General features: G+C 67.8%; 20 protein-coding genes. 8 read left to right on the plus strand and 12 right to left on the minus strand.

Annotated features, from left to right (window positions below):
• Nucleotides 1-3 precede the first annotated feature (3 nt).
• From GT355_RS02450 to GT355_RS02460, 3 genes are all read right to left on the minus strand, one after another.
• Nucleotides 4-3576, minus strand: a complete 3573-nt coding sequence (locus GT355_RS02450) for a COG1361 S-layer family protein (RefSeq protein WP_160133174.1) — start codon at nt 3574-3576, stop codon at nt 4-6.
• Between the two features lie 170 nt (nt 3577-3746).
• A complete protein-coding gene (locus tag GT355_RS02455; protein ID WP_160133175.1) occupies nt 3747-5594 on the minus strand; it encodes a DEAD/DEAH box helicase in 1848 nt (615 codons plus the stop codon).
• Nucleotides 5595-5658: 64 nt separating this feature from the next.
• Nucleotides 5659-6033: a VOC family protein gene (locus tag GT355_RS02460; RefSeq protein ID WP_160133176.1), complete on the minus strand. Its 375-nt coding sequence runs from the start codon at nt 6031-6033 to the stop codon at nt 5659-5661.
• A 138-nt stretch (nt 6034-6171) separates the two neighbouring features.
• Here GT355_RS02460 and GT355_RS02465 point away from each other — a divergent pair, with 138 nt between their 5' ends.
• Together GT355_RS02465 and GT355_RS02470 are read left to right on the plus strand one after the other, a co-directional pair.
• Nucleotides 6172-6576: a CBS domain-containing protein gene (locus GT355_RS02465; RefSeq protein ID WP_160133177.1), complete on the plus strand. Its 405-nt coding sequence runs from the start codon at nt 6172-6174 to the stop codon at nt 6574-6576.
• 69 nt (nt 6577-6645) lie between these two features.
• Nucleotides 6646-7056 carry a GIY-YIG nuclease family protein gene (locus GT355_RS02470; RefSeq protein WP_160133178.1) on the plus strand — a complete coding sequence of 137 codons (411 nt, stop codon included), beginning with the start codon at nt 6646-6648 and terminating at the stop codon, nt 7054-7056.
• A gap of 43 nt (nt 7057-7099) precedes the next feature.
• Here the strand turns inward: GT355_RS02470 and GT355_RS02475 are convergent, their stop codons facing one another.
• Nucleotides 7100-8293: an MFS transporter gene (locus GT355_RS02475; RefSeq protein WP_160133179.1), complete on the minus strand. Its 1194-nt coding sequence runs from the start codon at nt 8291-8293 to the stop codon at nt 7100-7102.
• Nucleotides 8294-8412: 119 nt separating this feature from the next.
• On the opposite strand from GT355_RS02475, the gene GT355_RS02480 reads away from it, so the two are divergent.
• Nucleotides 8413-8916: a gamma carbonic anhydrase family protein gene (locus GT355_RS02480; RefSeq protein ID WP_160133180.1), complete on the plus strand. Its 504-nt coding sequence runs from the start codon at nt 8413-8415 to the stop codon at nt 8914-8916.
• 6 nt (nt 8917-8922) lie between these two features.
• Here GT355_RS02480 and GT355_RS02485 read toward each other — a convergent pair whose 3' ends face one another.
• Nucleotides 8923-9192: a DUF998 domain-containing protein gene (locus tag GT355_RS02485; RefSeq protein ID WP_240145693.1), complete on the minus strand. Its 270-nt coding sequence runs from the start codon at nt 9190-9192 to the stop codon at nt 8923-8925.
• Between the two features lie 97 nt (nt 9193-9289).
• Between GT355_RS02485 and GT355_RS02490 the strand changes: the two genes are divergently transcribed.
• Nucleotides 9290-10231, plus strand: a complete 942-nt coding sequence (locus GT355_RS02490; protein ID WP_160133181.1) for a PLP-dependent cysteine synthase family protein — start codon at nt 9290-9292, stop codon at nt 10229-10231.
• 47 nt (nt 10232-10278) lie between these two features.
• Nucleotides 10279-10572, plus strand: coding sequence for a DUF7969 family protein (locus GT355_RS02495; protein ID WP_160133182.1), 294 nt, complete (start codon nt 10279-10281; stop codon nt 10570-10572).
• A gap of 21 nt (nt 10573-10593) precedes the next feature.
• On the opposite strand, the gene GT355_RS02500 is transcribed toward GT355_RS02495, so the two are convergent.
• Together GT355_RS02500 and GT355_RS02505 are read right to left on the minus strand one after the other, a co-directional pair.
• Nucleotides 10594-11622 carry an endonuclease/exonuclease/phosphatase family protein gene (locus GT355_RS02500; protein WP_160133183.1) on the minus strand — a complete coding sequence of 343 codons (1029 nt, stop codon included), beginning with the start codon at nt 11620-11622 and terminating at the stop codon, nt 10594-10596.
• Between the two features lie 57 nt (nt 11623-11679).
• Nucleotides 11680-12519 carry a DUF502 domain-containing protein gene (locus tag GT355_RS02505; RefSeq protein WP_160133184.1) on the minus strand — a complete coding sequence of 280 codons (840 nt, stop codon included), beginning with the start codon at nt 12517-12519 and terminating at the stop codon, nt 11680-11682.
• A gap of 109 nt (nt 12520-12628) precedes the next feature.
• Here GT355_RS02505 and GT355_RS02510 point away from each other — a divergent pair, with 109 nt between their 5' ends.
• Nucleotides 12629-13129, plus strand: a complete 501-nt coding sequence (locus GT355_RS02510; RefSeq protein WP_160133185.1) for a GNAT family N-acetyltransferase — start codon at nt 12629-12631, stop codon at nt 13127-13129.
• Nucleotides 13130-13464: 335 nt separating this feature from the next.
• On the opposite strand, the gene GT355_RS02515 is transcribed toward GT355_RS02510, so the two are convergent.
• The gene (locus tag GT355_RS02515) at nt 13465-13989 is read right to left on the minus strand and encodes an Rrf2 family transcriptional regulator (protein ID WP_160133186.1); all 525 of its coding nucleotides are present in this window, start codon (nt 13987-13989) and stop codon (nt 13465-13467) included.
• Between the two features lie 251 nt (nt 13990-14240).
• On the opposite strand from GT355_RS02515, the gene rocF reads away from it, so the two are divergent.
• On the plus strand, nt 14241-15137 hold the full coding sequence (gene rocF / locus GT355_RS02520) for an arginase (RefSeq protein WP_160133187.1): 897 nt from the start codon (nt 14241-14243) through the stop codon (nt 15135-15137).
• A gap of 323 nt (nt 15138-15460) precedes the next feature.
• Here rocF and GT355_RS02525 read toward each other — a convergent pair whose 3' ends face one another.
• From GT355_RS02525 to gdhB, 4 genes are all read right to left on the minus strand, one after another.
• On the minus strand, nt 15461-15661 hold the full coding sequence (locus GT355_RS02525; protein ID WP_160133188.1) for a dodecin: 201 nt from the start codon (nt 15659-15661) through the stop codon (nt 15461-15463).
• A 53-nt stretch (nt 15662-15714) separates the two neighbouring features.
• Entirely contained in the window at nt 15715-16971 is a 1257-nt protein-coding gene (locus tag GT355_RS02530) for a Glu/Leu/Phe/Val family dehydrogenase (protein ID WP_160133189.1), read from the minus strand.
• A gap of 71 nt (nt 16972-17042) precedes the next feature.
• Nucleotides 17043-17882, minus strand: a complete 840-nt coding sequence (locus GT355_RS02535) for an HpcH/HpaI aldolase/citrate lyase family protein (protein ID WP_192927948.1) — start codon at nt 17880-17882, stop codon at nt 17043-17045.
• A 39-nt stretch (nt 17883-17921) separates the two neighbouring features.
• Nucleotides 17922-19202: a glutamate dehydrogenase GdhB gene (gene gdhB, locus GT355_RS02540; RefSeq protein WP_160133190.1), complete on the minus strand. Its 1281-nt coding sequence runs from the start codon at nt 19200-19202 to the stop codon at nt 17922-17924.
• A gap of 177 nt (nt 19203-19379) precedes the next feature.
• Here gdhB and GT355_RS02545 point away from each other — a divergent pair, with 177 nt between their 5' ends.
• Nucleotides 19380-19832: a MaoC family dehydratase gene (locus GT355_RS02545; RefSeq protein WP_160133191.1), complete on the plus strand. Its 453-nt coding sequence runs from the start codon at nt 19380-19382 to the stop codon at nt 19830-19832.
• The last annotated feature ends 57 nt before the right edge of the window (nt 19833-19889 follow it).

Raw genomic sequence — 19889 nt, forward strand, 5'->3', positions numbered from 1 at the left:
GGCTCACCGTCGCGACCAGACGACCCCGATGCCGAGCACGACGAGGAGTGCCGCGAGGCCGATCATCACCGGTGCCGACGACAGCAGGCCGCCGCCGCTCGATTCGGTGGCGTCGACCGGGACGTCGTAGCTCTGTGAGAGCTGGCCAGCGTCGCTCGGCGTGTCGTACTGGAAGTCGACCGAGAGCGGGTACTGCCCCTCGCTCGCGCTCCCGGCGACGCTCACGTCGAAGCTGATCTGTTCGGTCTCACCGGGTGCGAGCCGAGCGATGTAGGCCTCGTCGTTCGAGAGCGAGAGCGGGGTGTCGGCGTAGGCCTTCGCGTTGAGGTTCGTGACGACCGTATCCCGGTTGTTGGTGACGTTGAGCGTCACGGCCTCGGAGGAGCCGATCCCGACGGAGGCGTTGGCGCGCTCGACGATGAACGAGTCGCGCTGGCCGGCGACGTCGACCTGGGTGTCGAGGCTCCCGCTCCGACGGGTGTCACCGTTCTCGTTGTCGTACTCCACGACGAACGAGAGCTGGCGCGCGCCGGATTCGGCGCTATCGGGCACCTCGATCGGGAAGGAGACGTTGGCCGACTCGCCCGGCGCGAGGCTTCCGACGGCTGCCTCGGTCTCCTGGGGGCTCAGCGATTCGCTCTGACTCTCCAACTCGACGACCGCGTTGTCGATGGCCTGTGGGCCCTGGTTCGTGACCTGCGCGGTGACGTTGCCCTCGTCACCGACCCGGAGGGTGCTCTCGACGTTCGAGAGGTCGAAGTTCTGCTCCGGATCCGGCGTCACGCCGACCGTGAACGGCCCGCCGCTCGCCTGGTCGCCGTCGGGGTCGTTGTAGGAGACCGAGGCCTGGAACGGGTAGTCACGGACGTCGGTGGTGTTGGTCGCGGTGGCGTTGAAGCTCACCGTCCGCTGGGCACCCGCCGGCCACTCGCCGACGAACGCCGTCGCGTTCGCGGTCTGGCCGAGCGTGATGTCGCCGGTGAGCGACTGGAGCGAGACGGTCGATTCGGTGGCGTTCTCGCCGTTGTTCTGGAGGGTGAGCGTGATCGGACCCTCGTCGCCGACCTGGACGTTCGAGTCGGTCGAGACCACCTCGAAGTCGTCCTCGCTCTCGCCCGGGGTCACGCCGAAGGCGAACGGTCCCGCCTGGGCCCCGTCGTCCCCCGAATCGGTGTACTGGAGCGAGGCCTGCATCGGGTAGGTCGTGCCCGCGCTGCCCGTCGCGGTCACGTCGAACTCGAAGCTCCGTTCCTCGCCGGTGTCCCAGTCCTCGACGAACTGGGTGGCGTTCGCGGACTCGCCGAACAGCACGCCGCCCGAGAGCGACTGGAACGATACCGTCGCGTCCGTCACGTTCTCGCCGGTGTTGTTCATCACCACCGTGAGGCTGCCCTCCTCGCCGGACTGGACGTCGGTGCTGGTCGAGACCACGTTGAAGTCGTCCTCCTGCTCGTCGATGTCGACCGTCGCCGTCAGCGCCTCGCTCCGGAGCGGGTCGCCGTCCGAGTCGTAGTACTGGACGTAGTACTGGACCTGGCGCTCGCCCGGCTCGGTCGTGTCGTTGACGAGGACGGGGAGCTCGAACGAGCTCGACTCGTCCACGTCGAGGTCGCCGAGGACGTACTCGCTCTGACGCGGCACGATGTCACGGGTGCTGTTGGGAGAGACCGTCAGCACCGCGTCGGTGGCGGCCTTCGGGCCGTCGTTCGTGATCGTGCCCGAGATGGTGCCCGAGGAGCCGACTTCGAGGTCGTCCGACACGCCGTCGAGCGAGAACTCCTGTTGGCTCTCGGGGGTGACGCCGAACGTCGCGGGACCGAGCTGGGCGGCCTCGCCATCGGAATCGTCGTAGGAGACCGAGGCCTGGACCGGGTAGGTGTCGGTGTCGGCGCTCGGGGTCGCCTGCATCGTGACCTCGATGGTTCTCGACTCGCCGGCGTCCCAGTCGCCGACGTAGCGGGTCGCGTTCGCGCTCCGGTCGAACAGCAGGTCGGTCGAGAGCGTCTGGAGATTCACCACCGCGTCGGTCGCGTCCTCGCCGGTGTTCTCGAGGGTGACGCTGACGTTGCCGGTGCCGCCGACGGGGACGTCCGAATCCACGCCAGTCACCGAGAGGTCGTCGCTCGCCTCGTCGACCGTGACCCCGAAGGTCGAACTCGCGGACTGGGCGGCCTCGCCGTCGTCGTCCTCGTAGGAGACCGATGCCTCGACCGGGTAGTCGGCGCTATCGGCACCCGGGGCCGCCTGGACCGAGAGGTCGACCGTCCGGCTCTCGCCCTCCTCCCAGTCGCCGATGTACCGGCTCGTACTCGCCGCCTGGCCGAACAGGAGGTCGCTGGAACCCGACTGGAAGTTCACCACGGCGTCGGTCGCGTCCTCGCCGGTGTTCTCGATCGTCACCGAGACGGTGCCGGGCTCGCCGGTCGAAACGTCCGAATCGACCGAGACGATGTCGAACTCGGCGTCGGGCGAGACCGTGCTCGCCCCGCTTCCGGCCGCAGCCTGGCTACCGCCGGCCGCGCTCGGTGCACCCTGTGCGCTGGCACCCTGGACGCTCTGCCCCTGTGCACCCGTACTTCCCGCCGGGCTCTGTGCCGCCGCGCCTGCCGACTGGGGTGCCCCGCCGGCACTCGCGCCGCTCGGTGCGGCCTGGGACGAGCCACCGGCCGCGGCCGGTGCCGCCCCGCTACTCGCACCCGTGGCCCCCGACGCGGTCGGTGCCGCGCTCGACGACTCGCCCGGAGCACCTTGACTCGCGGCGCTCTGGCTCGCGGCCCCCTCCGGTGCCGCACCGCCGGTCGGGCTCGCGGAACCGCCCGACGCGCCCGCGGCTGCCGCCCCGCTACCCGCTCCGTCGGCGGCCGATGCCGTGCCCGACGACCCGGTCGATGCGTCTTCCGCGGATCCGGTGTCCCCGTCCGCACCGCTCTCGGCCGAGGTCGGTTCGCTCGCCGACGTGTCACCGTCCGTCGTCGCGTCCTCACCGTCGCCCGACTCGGCCTCTGACGAGGACTCGCTGGACTCGCTTTCGCCGGACTCGCTCTCGGACGACGATGTGCCGGACTCGCTCCCGCCATCCTCACTCTCGCTGGATTGGGTTTCGGACGACGTCGCGTCTTCACCGTCGCTCGACTCTGCCTCGGACGACGACTCGTCGGACTCGCTCTCACCGGATTCGGTCTCCGCGGACGTGCCGTCGTCGGACCCGCTCTCGCCCGTCGTTTCGCCCGAGGTTTCGGCGGTCGACGTTCCGTCCGTCGTCTCCGTCGTCGCCGACGTCGAGTTCGACGTGTCGTCGCCCGTCGAGCCGTTCGACGCGCTCGAATCGGTCGACTCGCTCGAATCGGCCGTGTCGGCCGAGCCGTTCGTTTCGGTCGACGCATTGTCGGTGTTCGACGCGCTCGCATCGAGCGCGTCGGTGGCGAACCCCGTCGCGTTGCGCAGCTCCGAGAGCGCCGAGTCGTTCCCCGTGGCGTTCGCGTTGGGGGCCGTGTTCGTTCCGACGACCGCGCCGCCGACGGTCCCCTGCATCACGACGAGGCCGACGAGCACCACCGCGAGAACCGACCGCTTCATCGTTTCCCGACCTGGTCGTCGATCTCACACGTCACAGCCGTTCTCCTCCCGAAACGAGGCGGGGGCTCGAGGCCCACTCCTCGACGATATTGCTCATACTATCTTTCTACTAACAACCCCTCGGTATAGCCCCTTCGATACCGACAAGCCGCGAGGGTCGGTGGGGACCGCTACTCGGTCTCGAACGTCGTCTCGGTGAGCCTGATGCCCTTGCCAGCGAGGTGGCGGAGCTGTTGGCGGGCGAAGTCCTCCTCGCGGGTGCCACGGGTCGCGAGGACGTAGAGCCGCGAGCTCCCCGTGGGACGCATCGTCCGGCCGGCGCGCTGGGAGGCCTGGCGGCGCGACCCGCCGAGGCCGGAGGCGACGACCGCGACCTCGGCGCTCGGGAGGTCGATCCCCTCGTCGCCGACCCGCGAGACGACCAGTCGGGAGCGCTCCCCGCGCCGGAACTCGTCGAACAGCCGTTCGCGTTCGGGGTGGGGGGTGTCGCCGCTGATGAACGGCACCCCCAGCGCCTCGGCGTAGCTCTCGCCCTGATCGAGCCACTCGACGAAGACGAGCGCCTTCGCGTCGGCGTGTTCGGCGAGCAGCGACCGGATGGCGTCGAGCTTCGCGGGGTTCGAGCCCGCGACCCGGCGGCGCTCGTGGCCCGTCACGCTCGCGTACTCGTCGCGGTCGGCCTCCGATCTCCAGGGCACGAACCGGAGTTCGACCTCGGGTTCGGCGACGAAGCCCGCCTCGAAGAGTTTCGCCCAATCTGTACCGATAGGCGGGCCGATGAGGGTGAAGATCTCGGCCCCCTTGTCGTCCTCTCTCACTGGTGTGGCCGAGAGCCCGAGGCGGTGTTTGGCCTGGAGGTCGACGCTCTTGCGATAGACGGCGGCCGGGATGTGGTGGACCTCGTCGTAGACGATCAGACCCCACCGGCGCTCGTCGAAGAGCTTCCGGTGGCGCTCCATCCCGGCGGTGCGGTAGGTCGCGATCGTCACCGGTCGAATGTTTTTCTCGCCGCCGTGGTACTCGCCGATCTGGTCGGGGTCGAGGTCGGTGTGAGTGAGGAGGGCCTCGCGCCACTGGCCGGCGAGTTCGCGGCTCGGCGCGAGGACGAGTGTCTCGCCGCCGACCTCGCGCATCGCGCCCATCGCGGCCACCGTCTTCCCGCTTCCGGGGGGACCCACCAGTACGCCCGCACCCGATTCGAGGAAGCGCTCGACCCAGTCGCGTTGGTAGTCCCGGAGGTCGAGCCCGAGGTCGATGTCGAGGTCGGCCCCGCCGTCGAGGTCGCGGAGGTCCTGGACCGGATAGCCCGCGTCGTAGAGGGTCCGTTTGATCTCGCCCTCCTTCCCCTCGACCACCCAGCTCTCGGTATCCGAGATCGGGGCGTGGAGGTGGTCGGTGTCGAGCTTCTGACGCGCGACGTTGCCCATGAGTTCGGGGCTCTCGGCTTCGAGAACCGTATAGTCGTCCGGGTGGGTAGTGAGCGCGAACCGGCGGGCGCGCCGCCACTGGGACTCGACCCACTTCTCGAGCTTCGGCGCGCGCTCGGGCAGCACGCTCCGCATCGTCCGAACGAGGTCGTCGACGTGGTCGTAGGGGGCCCACCAGACGTCCTCTTCCCTGATCTCGTAGATGTAGGCCCCATCACCCGACGAATCGACGAGCGTGGCGAACTGGGTGAGCTGGGCGCGGGTGAACTGCTCGGGGTGTTCGACCACCAACTCCCGGCGGTCGGGGAAGACGACGACGTGCTCTCGGGAGACGAGGTCGGCGAACTCGCGAGGGTACCAGACTCGGGGGTCGTCGCTTACGTCGAGGCGGTCGAGGTGGCCCGACTCGACGAGCGCATCGAGCGCATCGCTTGCCGCCGTCTGTGACCACTCCCGAACCCGCGCGACCCCGCTCGCGGTCGCCACGGGTCGGCCGAGGGTCTCGAGAACGGCCCGGAATTCGGTCGCCGAGAGGGCGCGGTCGTCGGAGGCGGACGTCCCGTCGGCTGCTTCGTCGTGCTCGTTCGTCACTACGAGAACCGTGTGGGGCCGTCGGCAAACGGCTTGCGGGTGGTGAGCGGCGGGGTCGACGCGGTCAGCCGTCGAGCGGTTGGACGAGTTCGACGACGTGCCCGTCCGGGTCGCGGACGAAGGCCGTGCGCGCCCCGGCGGGGTCGTTGTCGGCGGGTTCCTGGACGACACCGTGGTGGTCGATCTCGGCGAACGCCTCGTCCACGCTCTCGACGGCCACCGCGAGGTGGTCCCAGGCGGTGCCCTGCTCGAACTCGGTCTCGCCGTCGGTCTCCGAGAGCTGGAGTTCGACGCCGTTGTCCGCGGCGACGTAGCGATTGGTGGTCTCGCCGTCCTCGGTCTCGAACGACCACGACTCCTCGAAGCCGAGCTCCTCGACGTAGAACTCGACCGCACGGTCGGCGTCGGCGACGTTGAGGCAGGTGTGGAGCAAGTCCATACCACCACCGTGTCGACCGACCCGCATGAAGCCACCGCTCGCCACCCGGGATAGCGGCCACACGAACCGGGCGACCGGCCTCTCGACAGGTTTCGCCCCGGCGGGAACGTTTATACTGTCCCCGATAGATGAAGGATCATGGACGATATCTTCGTCGGGCGGCTGATGTCGAGCGACCTGCACACGGTGAGCCCGGACACGCTCGTCGAGGAGGCCGCGAACGTGATGCTCGAGGAGGGAATCGGCTCCGTGATGGTCGTCGACGGGAACAACGACCTCCAAGGGATCCTCACGACCACCGACTTCGTCGGGATCGTCGCCGCGAGCAGCCCGAAGGCCGAGACCACGGTCGCGAAGTACATGAGCACGGACGTCATCACCACGACGGTTCAGGACCCGATCACCGAGGTCGCCGATACGATGCTCGAACACGGCTTTCACCACATGCCGGTCGTGAGCGACTCCGACGGCGTCATCGGCATCATCACCACCGCCGACCTGACGTCGTACCTCTCGCACGTCCAGACCCCGAGCCCCTCGTAGTCGCTCCCTTTCCTCCCGTTTCTCCCACTCACACCGGGGACTTACCCTCGCCCACACGCTGATGTCCGCATGGCGAGCGGGACCTACACCCTCCTGATCGAGCTGCCGACGCCGACGACCATCGAGGTCGGTGCGCTCGGCGACCGCGCGTTTTCGCCGGGTTGGTACGCCTACACGGGCAGCGCGCTCGGCCCGGGCGGCTTCGCGCGGGTCGACCGGCACCGCGAGGTCGCCACCGGCGAGCGCGACGTCCGCCACTGGCACATCGACTACCTCCTGGGACACCCCGCGACGGTGCTCGATCGGGCCGTGACGACACCTGTGGATGCCGAGTGTGCCATCGCCCGGGCGGTCCCCGGCGAGCGTATCCCGGACTTCGGTGCCTCGGACTGTGACTGCGAGTCCCATCTGGTGTTTCACGAGGACCGCGACGTGCTCTCGGCGGGTATCGAGGCGGCACATCGGGAACACGAGTGCTGAACGACCGGAACCGACCGGAAGAAAGACGGATTCACGATGGTTCTCAGGCGGACTCCCGGCCGCCGAACAGCACGGCACGCGGGATATCGAGCCGGAGCAGCGCGGGCAGTGCGACCAGGACGATCCCGGCTTCGAGTACCGCGGCGGCGAGAAAGGCCGCGCCGAACCCCAGGCTATCGGCGACCGCGCCGCCGCCGACGGTCCCGACGAGGAACCCGAGGCTCCCGGCGATGTTGAACCCGGCCATCGCGGTGCCCCGGTCGTCGCTCGCGAGGTCGGTGACGAGCGCCATCGTGGCGGGGGCGACCAGCGCGCCCGCCGCGCCGAGCAACACCATCGTCGCGCCCGCGAGCTCGACCGTCGGCGCGAGATACACCCCCAGGATCGTCACGCCGTAACACACCGACCCGACGACCACGGGCACCAGCCGGCCGATCCGGTCGGAGAGCCGGCCTGCGGGATATTGCCCGAGCGCGAACGGCGCGAAGAAGAGCGCGAGCACCAGACCAGCCGCGCCGGCGTCGAGGTCGAAGGCCCGCCGGAAGTAGAGGGTCCCGACGAGCGCGAAGAAGCCCGCCGTGAACCGGTCCGCGAACCCGAAGGCGTACGGCAGACCGAGCGCGGGCCGGTCCCGAAGCCCGTCGAGCGCCGCCCGGATGCCGCGGCGCGTCGTCTCCGGGGCCCGGTCGGTGAGTCGGGTCGCGAGCAGCGCCACGAGACAGAGGAGGCCGGCGGCCACCACGATGGGGACCAGCGGGCCGACCGCCGAGAGCTGACCGCCGAGGGGGGCCCCGAGCGCCGTCCCGGAGCCGATCGCGATCCCCGCCGCACCCATGTTCCGGCCGTGGCCCCCCTCGAGATCCATCAGCATCGTTATCGAGAGCGAGAACGCGGCGATCGTGAAGCTCCCCTCGACGAACCGGAGGACGAGCATCGCGCCGAACCCGATGTCCGTGACCGTCGCGAGCCCGACCAGCGCGAGGTAGCTCGCCACCCCGCCGAGCGCACCCGCGACGATGAACGGCACCCGCCGTCCCGCCGCGTCGCTGGCCGCGCCCCAGACGCCCGCGAACAGCACGAAGCCGGCGTACTCGGCCCCCAGAAACCACGTCCCCGCGTCGAGCGTCGTGGTCGCGCCGAGCGCGCGCACGAGCTCCGGAACCCCCGGATAGAGCGCGACCTGACCGAAGAGGACCGCGAAGACCATCGCGGCCAGCGTCACGCGGTCGGTGTTCATACGTCCCGTTGTGTCGTCGTGGGTAAACCGATTCGGTGTCCGTACGGTCACTGCCTCCCGCCGTCGGTTCGCGGCGTGCCGACACACGGATTTATTCCCGGTCGGACCCGCGTCCGTGCATGGTCATCCGGTCGTTCGAGGGCACTACACCCACCATCCACGAGTCCGCTCGCGTCGACGAGACCGCGGTCGTCATCGGCGACGTCACGATCGAAGCCGAGGCGAGCGTCTGGCCCCACGTCACGCTCCGCGGGGATTCGGGCGCGATCGTGGTCCGCGAGGGCGCGAACGTCCAGGACAACGCGGTCTGTCACGAGGGCTGTGCGATCGGGCCCGGGGCAACCATCGGTCACACCGCCATCGTCCACGCCGCCACCGTGGGCGAGCGCGCGATGGTCGGGATGAGTGCGACGGTCCTCGACGGCGCACACGTCGGCGAGGAGGCGCTCGTGGCCGCCGGAAGCGTCGTCACCGAAGGCACCGAGGTCCCGCCGAGCACCCTCGTCGCCGGCACGCCCGCGGAGGTCAAGACGGAGGTCGAGGACTCGCCGTGGACCCACGCCGGCGAGCACTACGTCGAACTCGCCAAACGCTACGAGCGCTCGTCCGAGCGGGTCGAGTAGCGGACCTCACCACATTCTGACGGCCGTGCCGAGGATCCACGTCGAGACACAGCCGGATCCGACGAGTTCGGGGAGCGCGAGGCCGCCGGGCGTCCCTGCGGCGATCCACACCGCCCAGCCGCCGACGTGGACGGCAGCGAGCGCGAGGCCGAACAGCCCCCAGCGGTGCGCCCCCGTGCGTAGGTCGCCCGCGCCGTAGCAGACGAACGCGACGGTGAACAGGAGAAAGAAGCCGACCGCGACCGTTCCGTGCTGGGGCGGTATTTGCGAGACCACTTCATGCGTGTATCGTTCCCTTGCTACATCTATCGGATTTTCGAAGCTTCCGGCCGGTCCCGTCATCGGTTTAGGCGTCGACAGCCAATCGAATCCAATGGACGATAGCATCCTCGACGCCATCGGATCCCCCCTCGTGCGGGTCGCCTCGCCACCGGGGACGACCGTCGCCGCGAAGGTCGAATCCAAGAACCCCGGCGGGTCGGCGAAGGACCGCCCGGCGGCCGCGATGGTCGAGGCCGCGGAGGCGGAGGGGGTGCTCGAACCCGGCGACCACATCGTCGAGCCGACCAGCGGCAACACCGGCATCGGGCTGGCGGTGGTCGCGGCCGTCCGGGGCTACGACTGCACCATCGTGATGCCCGCCTCGAAGTCCGAGGAGCGCCAGCGGGTCATGGCGGCCTACGGCGCGGAGCTCGAACTCGTCGACGGCGAGATGACCGAGGCGAAAGAGCGCGCCGACGAACTCGAAGAGGAGAAGGGGATGGTCCAACTTCGGCAGTTCGAGAACCCCGCGAACGCACAGTCCCACTACGATACGACCGGCCCGGAGATCCTCGACCAGGTCGGGGACCGGACCGTCGACGCGCTGGTCGCCGCGGTCGGGACGGGGGGAACCATCACCGGCATCGGACGGCGGCTCCGCGAGGCGTTCCCCGAAATGACCGTGGTGGCGGTCGAACCCGAGACCAACGCGGTGCTCTCGACCGGCGAGGCCGGCACCGACGAGTTCGAGGGGATGGGGCCGGGGTTCGTGAGCGACATCCTCGACCGCGACCTCATCGACTCGGTCGAGACCGTCGACCTCGAGGAGAGCGAAGCCGAGTGCCGACGTCTCGCGCGCGAGGAGGGGATCCTGGTCGGCCAGTCGAGCGGCGCGTCGAACCTCGTCGCCCGCCGGGTCGCGAGCCGACTGGCCGACGACGGCTCACCGGCGACCGAACTCCGAACCGACGGCGGGGATGACGAGAAACCGCTCGTCGTCACCGTCTTCTGGGACAGCGGCGAGCGGTACATGTCGACCGGGATGTTCGACTAAACTTCTCCCGACGCGGGAGCTATATGCCACGAGACCCTTCGTCCGGTATGGTCGCCGTTCGGTACACCTGTCCGTGGTGTGATGCGGTCGTCACCCTCGACCGCGACGCCGCGCTCGCCGACAAGTCCGTGACGCCGTTCGCCCTCGACGGCTGGGAGTACGCTGCGCCCTACGACGACTTCGAGGAGAGCGACGGCGTCGAGATCGTCTGTGGCGCAAGCGAGACCAACGGCGAGGGCTGTGGCGAACTGTTCTACCTCAACTTCGTGAAGTACGAGGAGGGTCGGCCGGTCGAGGCGCGAACGACGCCCGCCGACGTCTCGTTCGATTTCCTTCGGTGAAACGACGGGTTGTCCGAGGAATCATGTTTCAAACTCGGAGACGACGGGCGCATGGTCGCTCACGTCGAATCCATTGACATCGGTTTCGATACCGTTCTGAATCTCGCAGGTCTTCACGTCGAACTGGTCGTCAGCGAGGAGATGGTCGAGCCGCTTGTTCGCCGGATTTCCGTTGTGAACGACGTGGGTGTGGTCGTCCATGCTACTCTTCTTGGCACCGTCTTCCGCCGACCAGTACGTATCGCGCATATCCCAGTCCGCGAGTTCCGGGTCGAAGATGTAGCTCTCGGCGTTTTTCCAGCGCTGTGAGAAGGTGAACGGTTCGGAGTCTTCGTTCGATATTCGGTAGCGGTACGGGTTCCCGTAAAACGGCCTGTTCTTTGCTTTGAGCCGGTTGCCGTCGTGAGGGACGATGGTTGGCTCTCCATCTCCGTCGAGGGTTTCCTTGAGTGGCGCATTGAAATCGCCGCCGAGAATCACTCTTTTGTCTGTCTTCTTGTTTTGAAGGAAGACTCTAGCATACATCGTTTCGAGTGCGTTGATCTTCTCTTCCTTCCAGCCGGAGCCATGAACTATCCCGACGTTCCAGAGCTCCAGTCTTCCACTGTCAACGGTTCCGTGATTCGGTAAACGAACGTCCGATACCAGCAGTCCGTCCGGAAAGTTGGTATAGAAGTAGTTGAGCCCAACCGGTTTGCCGCTCCCACTGTTCTTGAGGTCCAGTGGGTTTCGCTCGATCGGCCACCTACTCGCCGTGAGCAGACAGTGTTTGAAGCGGCCGTTGATGTTGTGGTACGGCTGAACATCGAGGCCGAGGAGTTGGCGGTTCCAGTCGCGCGTATGAGTTACGTCGTAACACCACTCTTCTTCGAAGAACTCGATTAGTTCGTCGAAGTGGTCGCTTCTGGTCCAATCGACGGCTTGGAGACAGAACAGGTCCGTCTCATGGTGGTGGTCCCTGAAGAACTGTTTCTGTCGCTCTATTCGGTCCGTCGACACTCCAGCGTCGCCGTTGAGGTTCCACGTCAAGACGGTGAGCTCGTTACCCATCGATGTTCTGTCACGACGCACGTAGCAAGGCTACGTATAGCTTGGCACAGCAAACCTTCAGGAGTCGTCCGTCTCCCGTTCGCTCGTCGACCCCCGCTCCGCCGGCGCGCCGACGAGTCCCTCTTCGAGGTTGGTTCGTTCGGTGTCGTACTGCCCGAGCGCCGCGAGCTCGTCGGCCGAGAGGCCGGTCACGTCGTCGGTTTCGCCGATCGCCACCCCGCTGGTGACGATCGCGCTGACGGCCTGCTCGACGGTTATGTCGACGTCGTAGACCCGGGCGCTCGGGACGTGGACCAGGAAGCCCCCCATCACGGGATTCGGCGCGAGCGGCATGAACAAGGTTCGGAGGTCGTCGTGGTCGGCCGCCTCGTCGATCGTGTCCGGGGGTGTCGCGGTCACGAACGCGAACGAGTAGGTGCCCTCGTTCGGGAACTCGATGAGTTTGACCTCCTGGAAGCTGCTGGTGTCGCTCTCGATCAGGACGTCGCTCATCCGGCGGAAGCTGGTGTAGACCGACCCGACGCCGGGGATGGCCTCCATCGCGGTGTGGAACCACTCCGAGAAGCCGTGCTCCGAGGAGGTGGCGTTCGCGGCGAAGCCCACGACGAGCACCAGCGCCACGAGCGCGAAGACCGTCCCGAACTCGATGAACACCGACCCGAAGGCGGGACCGAGCCCGATCGACCGGGCGAACCCCCGGACGGGTTCGTTGAGTCCGACCATCCCGGCGGCCTCGACCACCGGCGTGAGGACGTTGCTGAGGAAGTTGAGCACGAACCCGAGCACCATCATCGTGATGACGAACGGGATGGTGAGCGCGGCCCCGCTGATGAGCCACTCCCGAACCCGCCCGACGATCCCGGTTTGGGCCGACTCGGTGTCGCGAGAGGTAGACATATCCGTCGAAGACGGGCTTTCCCCGAAAGCGTTCTGCAATCCCATGCCGGGTGGGTCGTGGCCGACTGGGCGGTGGAGTTATGGTCTCCCATGTGCTATTCGGGAGCCAGTGAGCGTCGATGTCACGACCAGTATCGTCGAGTCGGGCAGCGACGAGTACGTCGGTTCGGCGTGGGAGCTGAAAGAGCGCATCCGCGAGCAGGAGGGTGTCCTCAAACAGCGCCGCGGCTTCTTCACCGACGCCTACCGTCGCGCCACCGTCCACCTCCTGTTCGCCGGCGACCACGACGCCGATACGGCCGACGCGCTCATCGGCTTCGCGGCGGTCCGCCGCGACGGCTACGTCCTCTTTCTCGCCATCGACGGCGACCACCGCGGCGAGGGCTTCGGCGGCCGCCTCATCGCCACCGTCGCCGAGGAACACGACACCGTGACCTGTCACGCCCGCGCGACCAACGAGGCCGCCGTCGCGTTCTACAAACACATCGGTTTCGAGGTCGAACGCCACATCGAACACTACTACGAGGACGGCGGCGCGGCCTACTACCTCAAACTCGGTGACCGAACCGGACTCGCCGACCGGCTCTCGGCCTTCGTCCGCGGCCGCTGAGACCACTTTTTTTCTCGTCGGGTTCGCGAGCGCAGTGAGCGAACCACTCCTCGCAAAAACCTGGACTAAAAACCGCCGCTCAGTCGCTTCGCTCGTTCGCGGTACAACGACTAACAATTCCGCAACCGCCCCGCACAGCACCACCTCCGCCGAAGCCCTCGGGTGCGAGGTGCGAGCGAAGCGACGCACCTCGATGCGAACGGGGAGGAACGACCCGTGAGCCGAGCGCTCGCCCTTCATCCACCAGGCCCGCAACCACCACGGGCCGCCGACCGCACCGCGGCCGGCGTTCGTCACTCGTACCGCTCGATCGTCCGAGAAGGTCGTGCGTGTGTTCAGCCTTCGGCCGGGGCTTCCATCCCCTCGGTGTTGATTATCAGGGTGTTGTCGGTGTCGACGGTGCCGTCGACGGTACCCGTGATCGCGAGCTTCGACTTCGGCGTCGGACCGACCGTCACCTTGTCGCCCTCGTGGAAGTCCCGCACCGAGCCCTGGATGTGGATCTCGGCCCGACACTTCTCGGGGTGGTGGACGCTCAGGAGGTTGATCTCCTGGACGATCAACGTCTCGACGCGCTCGCCGTTGTGGCTGAGGGGGACGGACTCCGGTTCGTCCATCTCCTCGATGTCGAGCGCGCTGTAGGCCGCCGCCGTCGGTTTGTAGCCGCCCTTCGGTCCCGGTACCCCTTCGACCAGCTGGAGGGCTTTGAGGCTCTGCATCTGGTTGCGGATCGTCCCCGGGTTCCGGTCGACCATCTCGGCGATCGCCTCGCCCTTGACCGCGGTTTCGCTCTCCCGGTAGAGGTCGACGAGCTCCTGGAGTATCTTCTTCTGGCTGTCCGTGAGTTCGATAGATGACATAAGTCCGTGTTGGTTGCAGGGTCCCTTAAACCCGACGGGTGACCGGATGCGTAATTATCGATGAACAGGGACGAAGGGCTGCTTCTCACGACGGTTTTCGGGTTTCGTGCCCGGGATCTGGACGGGATTCGAATCCCGAACCAAAAATTTGAAGACGAACTTCGGGCGGGCACCCACGCCGGGACGGGAACGACCACCGGATCGGGGTGATGGGGACGACTTTTACCCGGCGGGGGTCGAACGCGAACGACATGGCAATCAGAACCATCGGGGTACCGATGGACCTCGGGGCCGACCGCCGCGGGGTCGACATGGGTCCCTCCGCCCTCCGATACGCGGGCCTCGCCACGGCGCTCGATTCGATCGGGCGGTCGTGTACCGACGCCGGCGACCTCTCGGTCTCCCACGCCGAGGAGCGCGACCCCGAGACCCGCGACCCGCGCGCGAAGTACCTCGACGAGATCGAATCGGTCTGTGGCCGCCTCGCCAACGAGGTCGCCGACGCGGTCGCCACGAACGACCTCCCGCTGGTGCTCGGCGGCGACCACTCGATCGCCATCGGCTCGCTCGTCGGCAGCGCCCGCGACGCCAGCCTCGGTGCGGTCTGGTTCGACGCCCACAGCGACGTCAACACCCCCGAGACCACGCCCTCGGGCAACGTCCACGGGATGCCGCTCGCCGCCGCGCTCGGCTGGGGTTCGTTCGCCGACACGCCCTGGGCCAACGCCCCGACCCTCCGCGAGGAGAACGTCGTCCTCGTCGGGCTCCGAAGCGTCGACGACCCCGAACGCGAGCGCATCCGCGAGTCCGACGTCACCGCCTTCACGATGTCCGACATCGACGAGCGAGGTGTGGTCGACGTCACCGAGGACGCGCTCGACATCGCCACCCGTGGCGTCGACGGGGTCCACGTCAGCCTCGACCTCGACTGGCTCGACCCCCGCCACGCTCCCGGCGTCGGGACGCCCGTGAGGGGTGGCGTGACCTACCGCGAGGCCCACTCCGCGATGGAGACCGTCGCCGAACGCGAGTCCCTGCTCCGCTCGCTCGAAGTCGTCGAGGCCAACCCAATCTTGGACTCCCACAACGAGACCGCCGAACTCGGTGTCGAGCTCGTCGCGAGCGCGCTCGGAAAGCGCGTGCTCTAAGAACCCCCACCTCACGCCCCACCTTTTGCTGCGCTCACTTCGTTCGCTGGCAAAATGTGGATCAAAAGCCTGCGTCACCCCACTCGCTCCGCTCGGGGGTTCCTTGGCCCGCTCGCTCCCTGCGGTCACTCGCGGTACAATTACTAACAACTCCCCGCCGCCACCGCGCAGCACCGCCGAAGCCCTCGGGCGCTCCGCGCCCTCGCCCTTCATCCGCCAGGAACCGCCCGCACCGCGACCGCGGCCGCGCCGCCACCGCAGGCCGCCGTTCGCGCCGCGGCCGCACCGCCGGCCCGGTCGTGCCGGCGGATCTCGTTGGGGGGTTACTCGTCGAGTTCGAACGCGATCTCGACCTCGACCTGGTACTCGCGCTCGCCCGGGTCGCCGATCTCGACCCCGAGGTTCTCCGTCGTCGCCCACTTCACGTCGTTGAGGGTCTCCTCGGCGCGGTCGATCGCGGCGTCGGTCGCGGCCTCGAAGCTCTCCTCGCTGGTACCGATCATCGTGATCTTCTTGTAGACCATCGCGCCCTCGATTGGAGACGTGGGGGCATTAAATATCCGCTCCGCGACGGCCGTCAGGGGAAGTTGCCGGCCTCGTCGTAGGCGTCGATGAGCCGCGAGAGCCCGACGACGTAGGCCGCCGTCCGGAAGCTCGGGAGCCCGCGCTCCTCGTAGGTCCCGACGAGGTCCTCGAACGCCTCGACCATCACCGTCTCGAGCTCGTCGTTGACGCGCTCCTCGCTCCAGTAGAACCGCTGGCGGTTCTGGACCCACTCGAAGTACGACACCGTGACGCCGCCGGCGTTCGCGAGCACGTCGGGGAAGACCGCGACGTCACGGTCACTCAACACGTCGTCGGCCCGCGGCGTGAGCGGCCCGTTCGCGCCCTCCACGATGACCTCGGCCTCGACCTCCTCGGCGAGGTCGCGGTTGATCGCGTTCTCGAGCGCGGCCGGAATGAGGAGGTCGACGTCGAGGGTGAGGAGCTCCTCGTCGGTGAGCTGCTCCTCGACGTCGGGTGCGCCGGTGACGCTCCCGGTCTCGGTCTTGTGGTCCCTGACCGCCTGGGGGTCGAGGCCGTTCGAGTTGTACACTCCACCGCTCGAATCGGAGACCGCCACGATGCTCGCGCCCTCCGCTTCGAGGAGTCGGGCCGCGATCGCGCCGACGTTGCCGTAGCCCTCGACCGCGACCGTCGCGCCGTCGAGGTCGATGTCGAGGTAGTCGAACGCCTCGCGTGCGGTGAGCATCACTGACCGACCCGTGGCCTCGACCCGTCCCTCGCTCCCGCCGGATTCGAGCGCCTTGCCCGTCACGACGCCCGGCGCGGTGGTGTTCTCGAGGGTCTCGTAGGTGTCCTTCAACCAGTTCATCTCGCGCGGGCCGGTGTTGACGTCGGGTGCGGGAATGTCGACGTCGGGCCCGACCACCCGCCGAAGTTCCGCGGCGAACGCCCGCGTGAGCCGCTCGATCTCCCCCTCGGAGAGGTCGTCGGGATCGACCGCGATACCGCCCTTCCCACCGCCGTAGGGGATGTCGACCATCGCGCATTTGTAGGCCATCCAGCCCGAGAGCGCCTTCACCTCGTCACGCGTGACGTTCGGGTGATACCGGAGCCCGCCCTTGTACGGCCCGCGGTCGCCGTTGTACTGCGAGCGGAAGGCCTCGAAGGTAGCGAGCGAGCCGTCGTCGCGTTCTATCGAGAGCGTGGTTTCGAGCACGCGTTCTGGGTGTTTGAACCGGTCGAGAACCCCCGAGGAAACGTCGAGGACCGCGGCGGCGTCGTCTATCTGTTCGTGGAGGCTCTCGAAGGGGTTCACGTCCTCGGACATCTTCTAGTCGATCGTCGAGACGCCTGTTAAGGGCGTCGAATGAATATCATGGTTATAGTATAATGATCTGATTACGCCTCGGCGGCGCGCGCTCGCTCGACCACCCGCTCGGCCTGCGCGATGAGCGGCGCGTCGACCATCTCGCCGTCGACGCGGAACACCCCGCGACCCTCGTCCGCGGCCCGGTCGCGGGCGTCGAGCACGCGTTCGGCCCACTCGACCCGCTCGGGCGTCGGCGTGTAGGCGTCGTTGACGACGGCGACTTGCGCTGGATGGATCACCATCTTGCCGTCGTAGCCGAGCCCCGCCCCAAACGCGGTCTCCTCGGCCAACCCCTCGCCATCCTCGATCGCGGTGAAGACGATGTCGACCGCGTCGACCCCGGCGGCGCTCGCCGCGAGCACGACCCGCTCGCGCGCGTAGAGCACTTCGGTTCCTTCGGGGGTCCGCGTCGCCCCGATGTCGGCGGCGAGGTCCTCGGCCCCGAAACAGACCGCCGTCGTCGGGTCGGCGGCGGCGATCGCCGGAGCCGCCAGTACACCCTCTGCGGTCTCGATCAGCGCGAATATCGGGCGACCGGCGTCGTGCTCGGAGAGCACGTCGGCGACCCGTTCGACGTCCGCCGCGGAGCCGACCTTCGGGCACATCACCGCGTCAAGGCGTGGGTCGCCCCGAAGGACGACGTCGAGGTCCGCCTCGACTCCTTCTGCGGTGACCCGAACGCACACCTCACAGTCCGGATCGAAGTCCGACGTCAGAACGTCGTTGACCGCCTCGCGGGCCTCGGCCATCCGTTCGGGCGCGACCGCGTCCTCCAGGTCGAAGACGACGACGTCCGCCCCGGTCGTCGGGGCCTTGCGGAGCATCTCGGGACGGTCACCCGGCGTGAACAGCACGCTTCGCCTAGCCATGTCGGAGAACAGTGGACGGGTGACGTTAATCTACGGGCTTCAGGGCCAGAGGCCGCGCGCGCCGTGAGCCGCACCGACGCGTCGGAGCCCGACGATGTAGGCGGCCTCGCGCCACGTCGCGCCGTCGTGGGTCTCGAACGCCTCGCGGACGTCGTTCCACGCCGACACCATCTCGTCGTCGAGCTCCTCGTTGACCTCCTCGACCGGCCACGCGCGCCGGTTGATGTCCTGGAGCCACTCGAAGTACGACACCGTGACCCCGCCCGCGTTGGCGAGGATGTCGGGGATCACGGGGATCCCACGTCGGTTGAGGATCTCGTCGCCGTGGGTCGTCGTCGGTCCGTTCGCGCCCTCGACCACGATGTCGGCGCGCACGTCGTCGGCGTTGTCGGCGGTGAGGACGTTGCCGATCGCCGCGGGGATCACCACGTCGACGTCGAGTTCGAGCAATTCGGCGTTCGAGAGCGTATCCGACGCGCCGTCACCCGAGACCATGCCGGGCTGTTCCTCGTGTGAGATCACCGCCTCGGTGTCGAGGCCTGCGGGGTCGTAGATCCCGCCGTCGACGTCCGAGACCGCGACGACGTTCGCGCCGTACGAGTCCAGCAGCCGGGCGGCGTTCGCACCGACGCTCCCGAAGCCCTGGATCGCGACCGTGGTCTCGCCGATGTCGCGGTCGTAGTAGTCGAGCACCTCGCGGGTGATGATCGCCGCGCTCCGACCGGGGGCCTCCTCGCGACCGTAGCTCCCGCCGACGACCGGCGGCTTGCCCGTGACGACGCCGGGGATGGTCTCGCCCTCCTGCATCGAGTAGGCGTCCATGAACCACGCCATCTCGCGGCTCCCGGTGCCCATGTCGGGTGCGGGGATGTCCCGCATCGGGCCGATGACGTTGCGCAGCTCCTCGGCGAACCGGCGGGTGAGCTGTTCGATCTCACCCTCCGAGAGGTCCTTGGGGTCGACCACGATACCCCCCTTCCCGCCGCCGAAGGGGATGTTCATCACCGCACACTTCCAGGTCATCCACATCGAGAGGCCGATGCACTCCTCGGCGGTCACGCCGGGGTGGTAGCGGAGCCCGCCTTTGAACGGCCCGCGCGCGCTGTCGTGCTGGGCGCGATATCCCCTGTAGACCTCGGTCTCGCCGTTCTCGCGTTCGATGGGGACCGAGACTCGATGGACGGACTTCGGGTGTTTGAGCCGTTCGACGGTACCGGGGTCGACGTCGATGTACGCCGCGGCGCGGTCGAGCTGGCGGCGGGCGGTGTCGGCTGCGGTCTCGAACGGTTCGTCGGTTTCGGGTGGGGCTGTCGTGGTCATGCTGGGTCGGGTGCGATGCCCGCCGGTCGGGACCGTTGGTGGGGGTCGACGACCGGCCGGCGTCCGTAGTCCGTATCAGGACTGCAAGGCCATATATATTTTTACAGTGTGGTTGTGTATCATACTACCGCTTCGCACGACCGACGTGCTTTCGTCCTCGGCGCGCCGGGTCTCGCTATGACCGGGCGCTACTACGAGGGGTTCGTCGAGGGCGAGGCCATCGAGCACGACAAACGTCGAACGGTCTCCGAGAGCGACAACCAGCGCTTCTGTGACATGACGATGAACCAGCAGCCCCTCCACCTCGACAGCGAGTTCGCCGCCGACACCGAGTTCGGCGAGCGTCTCGTCAACGGGCTCTACACCCTGAGCCTCGCGGTTGGGCTCACGATCCCCGAAACCAGTGATGGCACCATCGTCGCCAATCTCTCGTACGACGAGGTGGAACACCCTCGACCCGTCTTCCACGGCGACACCATCCACGCGCGCTCGACGGTGGTCGAGAAACGGGAGACCAGCGACGGCGAACGCGGGGTCGTGACGATGCACGTCGAGGCACTGAACCAGGACGAGGAGACCGTCTGCGAGTTCGACCGAACGGTACTCTCGCTGAAACGACCGGCCGAGTGAGTTTCACACGGGTTGACACCAAAAAGAATATACACCGCAGGTGTTTCGTTCACATCG

This window comes from Halococcus salsus, from assembly GCF_009900715.1.
Classification (GTDB): Archaea; Halobacteriota; Halobacteria; order Halobacteriales; family Halococcaceae; genus Halococcus; species Halococcus salsus.